The organism is Streptomyces sp. NPDC012935, from assembly GCF_042900345.1.
GTDB lineage: Bacteria > Actinomycetota > Actinomycetes > Streptomycetales > Streptomycetaceae > Streptomyces.
Genome location: NZ_JBIBBC010000001.1, coordinates 1,197,226 through 1,210,519, shown reverse-complemented (window position 1 = coordinate 1,210,519; position 13,294 = coordinate 1,197,226). Strand labels below are relative to the sequence as shown.

Genomic DNA, 13,294 nt, shown 5'->3' with positions numbered 1-13,294 from the left:
CGAATAAGTGACGGCAGAGGCCGTGAGCGTCGGTCCGATGCGCAACTGGTCCTAGGCCATGTCGGCCTGACGCGAGCGCCGCACCGTCGGCTGGTCCGGCCACGTGAACGCGTAGTCCGGCTCGCCTCCCCGTACGACCCGTGCGAAGCGCAGCAGTTCGCGCACGACGCCCGCGTTGCCCATCGCCCACCCCGGCTCCGGTTCGAGACCGCTCGGGGTGGCCCGGTGCTCGATGTTGGACCAGCGGGCGCCGTCGGCGTCGCGGGTGGCGTGGGCGGCGAGGTCGGTGACGAGGCGCTGGGCGAAGTCGGGGGAGTCGTCCTGCTCGGCGATGCGGTCGACCGCCAGGGCGAGTACGCCCGCCGTGCCGCAGCAGCGGCCGTTGTTGTCCCAGAAACCGGGGCGCAGCCGGTTCGGCAGGCCGGAGTGTGTGACGGTGTGCCAGCAGCGGTCGGCGAGGGCCGGCCAGGCAGCGTCGGGGGACAGGTCCCGCAGCAGGCGGAATACCTGGGCGTCGCCGGTGGGGCCGTGGCACCAGCCGTAGTTGTGGCGCTCGACCACGTCGGGGCGGTGGTGCGGGTCGGAGTGCGGGACGAGAAAGCCTTCGGGGCCGCCCTCGTCGCGCGAGACGACATCCGCGGCACCGGCCAGCGCGAGCTCGACCAGGTCCTTGCGGCCGGTCGCGTGGCCGACAGCGGCCAGGCCGTACACGATGCCGAGCGTGCCGTGCGAGATGTGGTGCATACGGCCGGGTGCGCCGGGCCGGTGCTGCCAGTTGACCCCGGCGGGAGTCCGCTCGGCCGTGCGGGCGTACGGCTCCACCGCCCGGACGGCGAGATCCTCCTGTCCTGCCAGCAGTGCGCCCAGGCCGATCCCGGCATTGCCGCCCATCAGCTCGAACAGCTCGCCCCAGCGGGTCCCGTCGAAGCGGGAGCGCACCAACTCCAGGGCCCGGTCCGCGGCGGTGCCGGCGGCCGTGTCGCCCAGGTCGTCGTGGACGGCACGCAGCGCGAGGGCCATTCCGGTGCGGCCGAAGTACAGGGAGTCGTCCTCCCAGCCCTCGACGGAGTCCGCCAGTCCTCGGGCCGCGCGCACGGCGGTGTCCGCGTAGGAGTCGTCGCCGAAGTGCCGCCACGCTTCCAGGAGAACCGGGACGACTCCGGCCGTGCCGCTGTAGAGCATCGGGTTGAGCTCGTCGTCGGAGGGCCTGGTCGGCCATACGAGGCCGCGGCCGTCCCCGGTGTCACGCGCGGCCGACAGCAGCCACCGCAGACCCTCCGCGGCCAGCGCCTCGACCTCGTCCGGCGTCATGTCCGTTGCCTCCCTCTCCTTGATGGCACCCATTCGCGCACGTCCGCTTCGCGGGACTCAGACACGCAGCACGAAACAGCGCATCCCGCCCGCGTCGAGGTCGTACCACTCACCGCGGCCCCACCCCTCCGTCACGACCGCCACGTCCTGCGCCGTCACCCCGATGTGCCGCCGCTCCACCGGCAACCGCTCCGCCAGCGGCGTCGTCACCACCCACACCCCGCCCGGCGCCAGCAGTCCCCGCACGCGGTCCGCAACCGCCCTCATGTCGGCCATGAAGGCCAGGACCAGCCGCATCGTCACCAGGTCGAACCGGGCCCGGGGCAGCTTCGCCCCGACCTCGGCCCCGTCCTCGAAGTCCACCCGGAGCACGCGCAGTCGGGGCTCCAGATCCGCGTACCGGTCACGGGTCGCCGCCACCGCCGCATCCGCCCAGTCGACTGCGAGCGTGTCGTAGCCGAGGCCGGCAAGCGCGGCGGCGTAGGTGCCGAGCCCGCAGCCGATGTCCAGGGCCCGGACGCCGGCGCGCGGCCGTACCGCCTCGTCGAGCAGCCGCAGTTCCCGCTCCGTGACGCCTCGGAAGCCGCGTCCTCGCGCGAAGTGGGCCTCCCAGCGCGCCCGTTCGACGGGCGTCATGCCTGCCTCAGGAGCCGGTTCACCGCACGCCCGAACACGTACCTCGCCGTGCGCCCCAGTACACCGTCGGCGATCCCCGGCAGGAACCGCACCCGCACCTCCTCCCGCCACACCACCCGCGCCCGCCCGCCCGGCCCGGGCCGCACCTCGATCTCGGCCCATCCCGTGATCACCCTGCCCCGTTTCTCCAGCCGGCAGAAGCCCGGCGAGTCGTCCCCCGGGGGCTGCCACACCGTGACCTCCATCGGGTCGTCGAAGGAGAGCGGGCCGAGACCGGAGCGGGCGATGACGAGTGTGCCCTCACGGGTCGGGGCGGGCGGGGTGACCCGGATGCGGGTCAGCGGGACGGCCGCGGCATGGCGGGGCCACTCCGTCAGGCGGCGCCACGCCTCGTCGAGGGGGAGCGGAACCGTGCGTTCGAGGAGAAAGTTCGCCACGGAACGATCTTAGGGAATCGGAGCTGGTCATCGGTGCAGTCGTACACGGGTCGTGCAGTCGGTCCAGCCGGACGTCGGCGGGCGGGCGTACACGAGGTGAACTCGGCTTCGGCCGCGCCGCCCGCGCCCTACGCTGCCACCCAAAGGCGGGCAATCCGTCCGCCTCCCGGGGGAGTTGGTTGTCATGCCACTGAAGACCTACGGCGTACTGATCGGACGAGCGGTCGACACCCGGCGCGAAGGCGCCGACGACACGCCGCACTACCAGATCCACCTCACCGACGATCACGGCACGCAGTACCGCGCCGCCGTCAACGTCCTGTCCCAGCAGCAGCCCTCCGAGCTGCTCTACTTCGTCGCCGAGGACTTCCGGCACCCGATCACGGCCCGTCTGGAGGGGCTGGGGAGCGGCTGGAACACCCTGCCGCCCGGGCCCGGCGGTCCGAACCTCGACTTCGTGCGCGGCAACCTCTTCGACCCGTCCCTGATGCGGAAGCTGCCCCCGGAGCTCGAAGGTCCCGACAACGACCTCGCCGACCTCCTCGATCACTCCGTGCGCCGCGCGGTCGCCGACCAGGAGGCCCGCGTGCATCTGTTCGGCGAGCGCTGGGGGCCCGAGGCCAGGGTCAGGGACAAGGTCTTCGGCTTCCTGCCCGGCAACGGCGTCCACGACATCCACATGAACCAGGGCAACAGCAGCCGCTTCCGCGACGACGACGGCGTCTGGCAGGACGGCGGGCTGCTCATCCACTTCCCGGCGCAGTCCCGGTGGGTGGGGATCTTCCTGGCCTTCCAGAGCCAGTCCTGGAAGACGGACGACGTGACCGGCCACGCCATCGAGGACGTCGACGGTTCACGCCCCGTCCCGGGCACCCGGCCCGTCCGTATCGTCGCCGCCCTCGTCAACCCGCGCGGGCCCGCCCCCGAGGCCGAGACCGTGACCCTCCTCAACGCCTCGCCCGCCCCGGTCGACCTCACCGGCTGGCACCTCCAGGACCGGCTGGGCCGGCTGTCCGCCGTGCCGCAGGGACCGCTCGCCCCCGGCGCCTGCCTCACCGTCCGCCTCAGCGGCGGTGCCCAACTCGGCAACCACGGCGGCGAGATCAGTCTCCTCGACGCCAAGAGGCGGAAAGTGGACGGAGTTGCGTACACCGCCGAGCAGGCGGAGCAGGAGGGGTGGTCGGTCGTCTTCTGAGTACGACCGTTCGGTCTTCCCCGGCGCGACCACCTGCGGCACGGTCACGGACACCACTGACGCTTACAGGCTCTGAACTGCGCCTTCCTGCGGTCTTACTGGGCGTAGAACGTGGCGTCCGCCCGGTCCGTCGCCGTGCTCGGCGCCTGGACCACCAGCAGGTAGTCGTGGTGCCGCACATAGCGCCCGGCGAAGTTGTACGACTCGTACGAGACTCCCGCCGCGTCGGACAGCCCGGCCCGCTTGTGGAAGCTGGCGTCGGACGCGAACTGCGTCGTGCCGTCGTTCTTCTCCAGCCACACCTCGAAGTTCTTGTGCCGCAGGTAGTACCCGGGGAAGTTCGCCGACTCCAGCGACACCGTGCCGCCGCCGGTCAGGCCGGTGACCGCGCGGAACTGCGAGTCCGCGAGCGGGGAGACGCCGGCCTCGATGCGGGCGCGGTACTCCCAGTGCCGGACGAACCGGTCCGGGAAGTTGTACGACGACAAGCGCTGCGGCGTGACGCCGTCGGCCACCGGGATGCCGAAGTACGGGGTGCCGTCGGCCTTCCAGTACAGCTTCTGGACGCGGGTGCGGCGGTTGGGGTCGTTGAGGGGATCGCCGGTGATGTCCTTGTAGCTGCGGTCGTGGTAGACGAGGACGTCGCTCTTGCCGTCCTCGGAGACGGTGAAGGAGTTGTGGCCCGGCCCGTACTGGCTGGTGGCGGCATTGCTCGTGAACACCGGCGTGGAACTCTTGCTCCAGTTCGCCGCGTTGAGCAGGTCGGCGCTCGCGGAGGCGGACAGCAGCCCCAGGCAGTAGTTGCTGTCGGTGGCGCTCGCCGAGTACGACATGAAGACCTTGCCGCCGTGCTGGATCACCGCCGGACCCTCGTTGACCTTGTAGCCGACGGTCTCCCAGGAGTAGGTGGGCCGCGACAGCATCACCGGAGTGCCGGTGATGGTCCAGGGGTTGGCCATCCTCGCGAGGTAGACGTTCGTGTTGTTGTTCACGGACGGGTCGCGCTGCGCCCAGGCCAGATAGCGCACGCCGCCCACCACGAAGGTCGTGGCGTCCAGGGAGAAGCTCTCCCACTGGGTCTTGATCTGCCCCTTCTCCGCCCAGGCGGCGGTCAGCGGGTTGGCGCCGGTGCCCTCCAGGACGTACATCCGGATCGCCCACACGTCGTTGGTGGCGCCGGCCGCGAAGTAGACGTACCACTTGCCGTCGATGAAGTGGATCTCCGGCGCCCAGATGTGCGCGCCCATCACGCCGCTGGAGTGCTTGGTCCAGATGGTGACCTCCGCAGCCGTGGACAGGCCCTGGATGGTCGTCGCGCGGCGCAGCACGATGCGGTCGTACTCGGGGACGGTCGCGGTGAAGTAGTAGTAGCCGTCGGTGTGTTTGAAGATGTGCGGGTCGGCCCGCTTCTCCGCGATCGGGTTGGTGTAGGTCACGGCGGGGGAGTCGGGTACGGCCGCCCGGGCGGCCGGGGCGGGTCCGGTGAGGCAGGCCGCCAGGGCGACGAGGACGGCCATGAGCAGCCGTACGGCTATGCGTCTCAAGGGAGTTCTCCAGAAGTGCGGGTGATCAGGTGGTGGGGACGAGGCGCCACTGCTGGCAGTTGTTGTTCAACCAGGTCCACTGCCGTACGTCCGCGCCGTTCGCGGCGGAGCAGTCGGCGACATCGGCGACCTTGCCGGTGGACTCGTTGACGATCCGGACGTGGTCGCCGGTCGCCGTGAACACCAGCCGGTAGCGCTGGCACTTGTTGTTCAGCCAGGACCACTGCCGGATGTCGGCGCCGTCGGAGGCGGAGCAGTCGGCGACGTCCATCACCTTGCCGGTGGCGACGTTGACCAGACGGTTGGTGTCGTCGCCGAGGTCCTCGACCTTCCACTTCTGGTTGGCCCCGCCGGTGCAGGTCCACTGGAAGATGTCGGTGCCGTCGGCGGTGTTCCCGCCGTTCACGTCCAGGCACTTGCCGCTGTTGCGGTTGACGAGGGTGTACGACGTCGGCGTCGCGGCCGTCTCGCCGGACGGGCCGGGCAGCGTGGTGCCGAGGGCGACGGGGGTGCCGAAGTCCGGGGTGCCGTCGGCGTTCCAGGTGAACTCCTGGGCGCGGGTGGTGCGGCCGTTGCCGCAGCCGCCGCCGGACGAGGAGTTGGCGTGGTAGACGATCCAGTTCTCGGTGCCGTCGGGTGAGGTGAAGAAGCCGTTGTGGCCGGGACCGTAGGCGCCGTTCGCGTCATTGCGCTGGAAGACCGGCGTCTGCTTCTTCGTCCAGGAGGCGGGGTTCAGCGGATCCGAGCCGGTCAGCTCCAGTTGGCCGAGCTTGTAGTCGGCGGTGTTGCAGTAGCTGGCCGAGTACGTGAGGAAGGTGCGGCCGTTGTGGTAGAGCGGTTCCGGGGCCTCGTTGACGGGGATGCCGGACCGCTCCCAGTCCAGGGTCGGGCTGGAGATGATCGTGAAGGTGTTGCTCGCCAGGGTGTACGGGTTGCTGAGCGGCGCGATGACCAGGCTCTGCGTACTGCCGTTGATGAAGCCGCTGCCGACCAGGTACAGCTTGCTGCCGACCTGCAGCACACTCGCGTCGATCAGCCAGCCGCCCGGCGTGAGGTTGGAGCCGGTCAGCGAGCCCTTGTACGTGTACGGGCCCATCGGGTCCGTACCGGCGCTCTCCAGCACATGCGTGCGCTGCGAGTCGCAGCACGCCACACCGCCCTGCCCGGCCGAGTAGTACACGTACCAGCGCCCGTTGAAGAGATGCATCTCAGGCGCCCAGATGTTGGTGTTGCGGGTCGACGTGGTGTCCGACCACACCTGCACATTCGGCGCGGTGGCCAGACCCGCGAGTGTCGGCGACTTGCGGATGCCGAGGATGCCGGTGAACGTCGTGGTGATCAGGTAGTAGTTGCCGTCGTGGTACTGCAGCCAGGGATCGGCGCCCTTGAACGACTTCAGCGGGTTCGTGAACGGGCGGCCGTCCGCCGCGGACGCCGGTTGCGTGGTCGTCACCAGGGCCAGCAACGCGGCGATCACGCACAGGATGAGTGATCTGCGGCGTTTCCTGGCAGGCGTGCGTGACATCCGAGGCATACGAGACCGTCCCTGTCCGTAATTTCGAACGAAGTTCGTGATTCCGATCGTGATTGGGTCAGAAGATAGAAGTGGGCCATGTCCCCGTCAACGGTTTCGTCGTCCACGCTTCACAAACCCGCGTGCGGACGCACGCTCGGCGCGGCCGGCCGGCGATGCGCTTGCCCGTTCAGGTGATGAACCGACCGATGCGCTACCGGTCGGTCAACTGCCCCCGTATCCAGTGCATATGGACAATCACCGCGCGCCTGTCGGTTCAACTCCCCTCTCCCGACGGCAGTTCACGGCCGGGACCACCACGACGGCCGCCCTGGCCGCGTTGGCCCCGACCGCGGCCGCCGCCGCGCCCGCCGTTCCCCAACAAGCCCCCGGGCGAGCGCGATCCACCGCCGACTGGGACACCTGTCTGGCCGTCGCACGCGCCCTGCTGGTCGTCGACGAACACGACAAGCCGCTCGTCCCGGGGTACCGGAGGATCCTCGACTCCGGGCTGCCGCGCGCGAAGACGAAGGCGGCCAAGAGAATCCTCGTCATCGGTGCCGGACCGGCCGGTCTCGTCGCCGCCTGGCTGCTCAAGCGAGCCGGACACCGGGTCACGCTCGTCGAGGCCAACGGCAACCGCGTCGGCGGCCGCATCAAGACGTTCCGCACCGGCGGCCACGAGCAGGCGGCCCAGGCGTTCGCCGACCCGGCCCAGTACGCGGAGGCCGGCGCCATGCGCATCCCCGGCAGCCATCCGCTGGTGATGACCCTGATCGACCAACTCGGCGTGAAACGCCGCCGGTTCCACCTCGTCGACGTCGACGGCGAGGGCAAGCCCGTCAACAACGCCTGGCTGCACGTCAACGGCGTCCGCGTGCGCCGCTCCGCGTACGCGAAGTCACCCCGCAGGATCAACCGTTCCTTCGGCGTCCCGCGCGAGTACTGGGACACGCCCTCCGGCACCATCCTGCGCCGTGCCCTGGACCCCGTACGCGACGAGTTCAGCACGGTCGGCCCGGACGGCAAGCGTGTCGACAAGCCGATGCCGGAGCGGGTCAAGGGCTGGGCGCGGGTCGTGCAGAAGTACGGCGACTGGTCGATGTACCGGTTCCTGACCGAGGAGGCGGGCTTCGACGAGCGGACCATCGATCTCATCGGCACCCTGGAGAACCTCACCTCACGGCTGCCGCTCTCCTTCATCCACAGCTTCATCAGTCAGTCGCTGATCAGCCCGGACACCGCGTTCTGGGAGCTGGTCGGCGGCACGGCGACGCTTCCGGACGCCCTTCTTAAGGAGGTCGCCGACGTTGTGCGCCTCGACCGGCGCGCCACGCACATCGAGTACTGGGCCCCCGGCCGGCCCGGCGCCGACGACACCTCCCACGTCCACGCGGGGGGCCCGCACGTCTGGATCGACACCGTCTCCGAGGGACGCGACGGCAAGGTCGTGCGCGAGGAGTTCACCGGCGACCTCGCGATCGTCACGGTGCCGTTCTCGGGACTCCGGCAGGTGCAGGTCAGCCCGCTGATGTCGTACAAGAAGCGGCGGGCGGTCGGCGAGCTGCACTACGACAGCGCGACCAAGGTGCTGCTCGAATTCGGCCTGCGCTGGTGGGAGTTCACCGAGGCCGATTGGGAGCGGGAGCTCGACGCCGTACGGCCCGGGCTCTACGACGACTACCGCAAGGGCAAGGCCCCGGCCGACGGCAGCCTCCTGGGCGCCCACCCCTCCGTCCCGGACGGCCACATCAGCGACGCCCAGCGCGCCCACTACGCCGCCAACCGCTGGGCCACCCGCGACCAGCCCGAGGCCGCGCACATCATCGGCGGCGGCTCGGTCTCCGACAACTCCAACCGCTTCATGATCAACCCGTCCCACCCCATCGAGGGCAGCAAGGGCGGCGTCGTCCTCGCCTCCTACAGCTGGGCCGACGACGCCTCGCGCTGGGACTCCCTCGACGAGGACGCCCGTTACCCGCACGCGCTGCGGGGGCTGCAACAGGTCTACGGCCAGCGCGTCGAGGTCTTCTACACCGGCGCCGGGCGCACCCAGAGCTGGCTGCGCGACCCGTACGCGTACGGCGAGGCGTCCGTCCTCCTGCCCGGCCAGCACACGGAGCTGCTGGAGGCCATCCGCAGCGCCGAGGGGCCGCTGTACTTCGCCGGGGACCACACCTCGGTGAAGCCGTCGTGGATCGAGGGCGCCCTCGAATCCGGGGTGCGGGCCGCGCTGGAGGCGCACGCGGACTGACACGCCGCCGGGCCGCGCGGACCCCGTGGGGTCACGCGGCATCCGCCTGGGCCCTGGCCCGTACCGCGTCGGCCGGATCCCAGCCCCGCCGCGGTACGGAGGCCGGCAGGAGGCGGGTGTACGGGTCCTCGGGCGCACCGAGGACCCGGTCCGTCGGGGCCTGCTCGTCGTCGCCGATGCCCTCGTCCTCGCCCTGACCACCCTGGACGAGACCCGAGCGGTGGAGCATTCCCACCAGCTGACGGCACTGCGGGAGTAGTTGCCGGCCGGAAGGAGCCGCGTCCGCGCAAGACCTGAGACGACTGCGCCGGATCCGGTGTTACGGCCGTAACGGCCCTTACGACTGCCTCACTCGGCCGGCGTGGCCCCCGGCGCCGCCAGGAGCTGTTCCGTCCAGATCACCTTGCCCGCCGCCGAATACCGGGTGCCCCAGCGTTCGGCGAACTGCGCCACCAGGAACAGTCCCCGGCCGCCCTCGTCCGTCGCGGCCGCGCTGCGCAGGTGGGGGGCGGTGCTGCTGCCGTCGGAGACCTCGCAGATCAGGGCGCGGTCGCGGATCAGGCGGACGCGGATGGGGCCGGTGGCGTGGCGCAGCGAGTTGGTGACCAGCTCGCTGAGGATCAGCTCGGTCGTGAACGCCTCCTCCGACAGACCCCAGTCGTCCAGCGTCCGGGTGGCCGCCGCCCGGACCCGGGCCACGGCGGAGGGGTCGTCCGGGACGTCCCAGGTCGCCGTGCGATCGGGGCTGAGGAGCCGTGTCCGGGCGACGACGAGGGCGATGTCGTCGCGCGGACGTTCCGGCAGCAGGGTCTCCAGTACGGCCTTGCACGTCTCCTCCGGCGTCCGGCCGCCCGTCGGCGGCGTCGCCTCGAGCGCCCCGCGCAGCCGCTCCAGGCCCTCGTCGATGTCCTGCCCCTGGCGCTCGACCAGCCCGTCCGTGTACAGGACCAGCCCGCTGCCCTCGGGCAGCCGCAGCTCGGTCGCCTCGAAGGGCAGGCTGCCGCTCAGACCCAGCGGGGGCCCGCCGGCGACGGCCGGGAACTCGACGTCGCCGTCAGGGTGGACGAGCGCGGGTTCGAGGTGCCCGGCGCGGGCGAGCGTGCACACCCCGGTGGACGGGTCGTACACGGCGTACAGGCAGGTCGCCCCGGTGACCGGTACCCCCTCGTTGTGGCCGTCGTCCTCGTCCTGGTCGATGCGGGCGACCAACTCGTCCAGATGGCCGAGGAGTTCGTCGGGCGGCAGGTCCAGGGTTGAGAAGTTGTGGACCGCCGTACGGAGCCGCCCCATCGTCGCCGCCGCGTGCAGTCCGTGTCCCACGACGTCCCCCACGACCAGCGCCACCCTCGCCCCCGGCAGCGGGATCACGTCGAACCAGTCCCCGCCGACCCCGCCCTGCGCCGCGTGCGCGGGCAGATAGCGGTAGGCGACGTCCAGGGCGCTCTGGTCGGGCAGCGCCCGGGGCAGCAGGCTGCGCTGGAGCGTGACCGACAGGGTGTGCTCGCGGGTGTAGCGGCGGGCGTTGTCGATGCTGACGGCGGCGCGCGCCACCAGCTCCTCCGCGAGGGACACGTCCTCCCGCTCGAACGGCTCGGGCCGGTCGGCGCGCCAGAAGGTGGCCATGCCCATGATCACGCCGCGGGCGCGCAGCGGGACCGTGAGCATCGTGTGGATGCCGAACGCCACGATGCGACGGGCGTTCTCGGGATCCTGCACCTGCCAGCCGGCGAAGGCCGGCATGTCCGCCTCCAGCACGGAGTCGCCCGTACCGAATCCGAAGGCCTGCGGCGTGCCCTCGCGGAAGTGGATCAGCTTGCCGATCGGATAGAGCGGGCTGCCTTCCCGCACGCCCCGGAAGGCGACCCGGCGCATGTCCGCACGGCCCTCCTTCGGCTCCTCGCCGCGCAGCACCGGATCCGCCAGGTCGACGCTGACGAAGTCCGCGAACCGCGGCACCGCGAAGTCGGCCAGCTCCTGCGAGGTGCGGGTGACCTCGAGGCTGGTGCCGATCTCCAGACCTGCGTCGTACAGCAGCTTCAGCCGCTCCTGCGCCACGTCCGCCCTGCCGGTCAGCGTCCGCAGCTCGGTGGTGTCGCGCAGGGTGGCCACGCTGCCCGGCGGACCGCCGTCCTGGTCGGTCGACCGCTGACTGACGGCCAGCAGCCGGCCCCGGGCCAGATGCACCTCGTCGGTGGCGTCCCGCCCTGAGGTGAACAGCCCGGCGAGATCGCGGCCGATGCCGAGGTCGGGACAGGGCCGCCCCTCCGCGTCCGCGGGCAGCCCGAGCAGCCTGCGCGCCTCGTCGTTCGCCAGCGCCAGCCGACGGCGGCCGTCCAAGATCAGGACGCCCTCGCGTACGGAGTGCAGGACGGCGTCGTGATGCTCGTACATCCGCGTCATCTCGGCGGGCCCCAGCCCGTGCGTCTGGCGCAGCAGGCGACGGCTGACCAGCGCCGTGCCGCCGGTGGCGAGGATGAGCGCCGCCGCAGCCGAGCCGAGCAGCACCGGCAGCTGGTTGTCGACGACCCCGCCCACGCTGGCCAGGGTCACCCCGGCGGACACCAGCCCGACGACCTTGTCGTCGCCGTCGGTCACGGGGACCACGGCCCGCACGGACGGCCCCAGGGTGCCGGTGTACGTCTCCCGTACGACCCCGCCTGCCGCGGCCGGCGCGATCGTGCCGACGAAGTGCCGGCCGATCCGGTCGGGGTTGGGGTGGGTGTAGCGGATTCCGTCGGTGCTCATCACGACGATGAAGTCCACGTCGGTCGCCTGGCGCGCCGCCTCGGCACGTGGCTGGAGCGAGGCGCTCGGATCCGGATCCGCCAGGGCGTCCACGACACCCGGCGCGTTCGCGAAGGACTCGGCCACGGCGAGGGACCGGTTGCCGGCCTCCCGTCTGGTGTCGTTGCGGACCTGCAGCACCAGTGCCACCACGGCGGCGACGACGAGGAGCACGACGATCGCCGCCTGGAGCACGAAGACCTGCCGGGCGACGGTACGCGCGCTCACCAGCGACCGCAGGCGGCCGAGGACTGCGGCCATGCCTCATTTCTAACACCGTTGGGCGGGGTGGGCACGGTCGCTCCGCGGGGAGGGCCGGAAGGGGGTGCCGGGTTGTGCCGTCGTTCGGGTGCGGCGCCGTCGTGACGGCCGCGCAGTTCCTCGCGCCCTTAGGGGCTACGGCGAGCAGGAACCGACGCGTCCGGCGTCGGGCACTTCACGGTCGGTGGGGGTGCCGGCCGGGGCCGGCATGCGCAGCAGCAGCAGTGCCGCGTCGTCGTGGAGCCGGCCGCCCACATGGGCCAGCAGCTCGTCGTGGAGGGCGGTGACGGTGCGCGCCGGTTCGTCGCAGGTGTGCCGTGCCAGTCCTTCGGCGAGCGGGTAGAACTCCCGCTCGTGGTCACGGGCCTCGGTGACGCCGTCGGTGTACAGCAGCAGCTGGTCCCCGTCGGCGAAGGGCAGCACATGCAGTGCCGGCGTCTCATCCGAGAGGGTGCGCAGTCCCAGGGGCGGCGCCGGCCGCTCCGGGTCGACCGCCACGACGACGGAGTCGCGCACCAGCAGCGGCGGCGCGTGACCGCAGTTGACCACCTCCAGCTGCCCGTCCCGGGGGTACCCGGCGACCACAGCAGTGACGAAGTCGTCGCTGCCCAGGTTGCGTGCCAGGCTCCGCTCGATGCGTGTGACGACGGAGAGGAGATCGGGCTCGTCGTATGCGGCCTCGCGGAACACACCGAGCACCAGAGCCGCGGTCCCCACCGCGGGCAGCCCCTTGCCGCGCACGTCGCCGACGATCAGGCGGACGCCGTACGGCGTGGAGACGAGCGCGTAGAGGTCGCCGCCGATCCGGGCCTCCGCCGCGGCGGCGCTGTAGCGCACGGCGACCTGGAACGGCCCGACCGTCGCCGGTACGGGCTGCAGCAGCGCGTGCTGGGCGGCCTCGGCGACGGAACGCACGGCGGCGAGCACCCGCTCGCGCCGCCCGCGCAGCGCGCTGGCGAGGCTCCCGGCCAGGGTGACGGCCATCAGGGCGGCCAGCACGACGGCCAGCTCGCGGACTCCGGCGTCGTCACGGACGCCGAGGACCGCGCCCAGGGCGGCGGCGAGCAGTCCCAGCCACAGGACCCCGCGCGGCCCGTTGGTGGTGGCCGCGAGCGCGGGACCCACAGCGAGAAGCGGCAGCCAGGTCATCCCCGATCCGCAGACGAGATCGACGAGCGCGATCGCGGAGACGATCAGAATGGGCAGTACGGGCGTAGCGGCGACCAGTCGCCTCGGCCAGTGGTAACGACCGTGGTGCGGGGCCTGGCTCATGTCTTGGGGTGTGTCCTCACCTGTGCGCGTGGGCCATGGTTCCGGAGTTTATGTCCGGTTTATTCAGGAAATCGGTTCGACCCCGGA

The 13,294-nt window shown here is 71.5% G+C and carries 10 protein-coding genes; 2 read left to right on the top strand and 8 right to left on the bottom strand.

Annotation, left to right across the window (positions count from 1 at the left end):
• Window positions 1-51 precede the first annotated feature (51 nt).
• Genes ACFY5C_RS05260 through ACFY5C_RS05250 form a run of 3 tightly spaced genes read right to left on the bottom strand, consistent with a single transcriptional unit; the run spans window position 52 to window position 2,384 of the window.
• Complete coding sequence (locus ACFY5C_RS05260) at window positions 52-1,311, bottom strand: lanthionine synthetase LanC family protein (protein ID WP_389440570.1); 1,260 nt, start codon at window positions 1,309-1,311, stop codon at window positions 52-54.
• A 57-nt stretch (window positions 1,312-1,368) separates the two neighbouring features.
• Window positions 1,369-1,947 (bottom strand): class I SAM-dependent methyltransferase, encoded by a 579-nt coding sequence (locus ACFY5C_RS05255; protein WP_389440567.1) that lies wholly within the window; start codon window positions 1,945-1,947, stop codon window positions 1,369-1,371.
• A complete protein-coding gene (locus tag ACFY5C_RS05250; protein WP_389440565.1) occupies window positions 1,944-2,384 on the bottom strand; it encodes an SRPBCC family protein in 441 nt (146 codons plus the stop codon). The genes ACFY5C_RS05255 and ACFY5C_RS05250 overlap by 4 nt, the downstream gene beginning before the upstream one ends.
• 184 nt (window positions 2,385-2,568) lie before the next feature.
• Between ACFY5C_RS05250 and ACFY5C_RS05245 the strand changes: the two genes are divergently transcribed.
• Window positions 2,569-3,579 carry a DUF2278 family protein gene (locus ACFY5C_RS05245; protein ID WP_389440563.1) on the top strand — a complete coding sequence of 337 codons (1,011 nt, stop codon included), beginning with the start codon at window positions 2,569-2,571 and terminating at the stop codon, window positions 3,577-3,579.
• A 95-nt stretch (window positions 3,580-3,674) separates the two neighbouring features.
• Here ACFY5C_RS05245 and ACFY5C_RS05240 read toward each other — a convergent pair whose 3' ends face one another.
• Complete coding sequence (locus tag ACFY5C_RS05240) at window positions 3,675-5,096, bottom strand: family 43 glycosylhydrolase (protein WP_389440727.1); 1,422 nt, start codon at window positions 5,094-5,096, stop codon at window positions 3,675-3,677.
• A gap of 52 nt (window positions 5,097-5,148) precedes the next feature.
• Window positions 5,149-6,648 (bottom strand): family 43 glycosylhydrolase, encoded by a 1,500-nt coding sequence (locus ACFY5C_RS05235; protein WP_389440560.1) that lies wholly within the window; start codon window positions 6,646-6,648, stop codon window positions 5,149-5,151.
• Window positions 6,649-6,886: 238 nt separating this feature from the next.
• Between ACFY5C_RS05235 and ACFY5C_RS05230 the strand changes: the two genes are divergently transcribed.
• The gene (locus ACFY5C_RS05230) at window positions 6,887-8,890 is read left to right on the top strand and encodes a flavin monoamine oxidase family protein (RefSeq protein ID WP_389440558.1); all 2,004 of its coding nucleotides are present in this window, start codon (window positions 6,887-6,889) and stop codon (window positions 8,888-8,890) included.
• A 31-nt stretch (window positions 8,891-8,921) separates the two neighbouring features.
• On the opposite strand, the gene ACFY5C_RS05225 is transcribed toward ACFY5C_RS05230, so the two are convergent.
• From ACFY5C_RS05225 to ACFY5C_RS05215, 3 genes are all read right to left on the bottom strand, one after another.
• A complete protein-coding gene (locus tag ACFY5C_RS05225; RefSeq protein WP_389440556.1) occupies window positions 8,922-9,125 on the bottom strand; it encodes a hypothetical protein in 204 nt (67 codons plus the stop codon).
• Between the two features lie 113 nt (window positions 9,126-9,238).
• A complete protein-coding gene (locus ACFY5C_RS05220; protein ID WP_389440555.1) occupies window positions 9,239-11,935 on the bottom strand; it encodes a SpoIIE family protein phosphatase in 2,697 nt (898 codons plus the stop codon).
• Between the two features lie 135 nt (window positions 11,936-12,070).
• On the bottom strand, window positions 12,071-13,207 hold the full coding sequence (locus tag ACFY5C_RS05215; RefSeq protein ID WP_389440552.1) for a PP2C family protein-serine/threonine phosphatase: 1,137 nt from the start codon (window positions 13,205-13,207) through the stop codon (window positions 12,071-12,073).
• Between the last annotated feature and the right edge of the window lie 87 nt (window positions 13,208-13,294).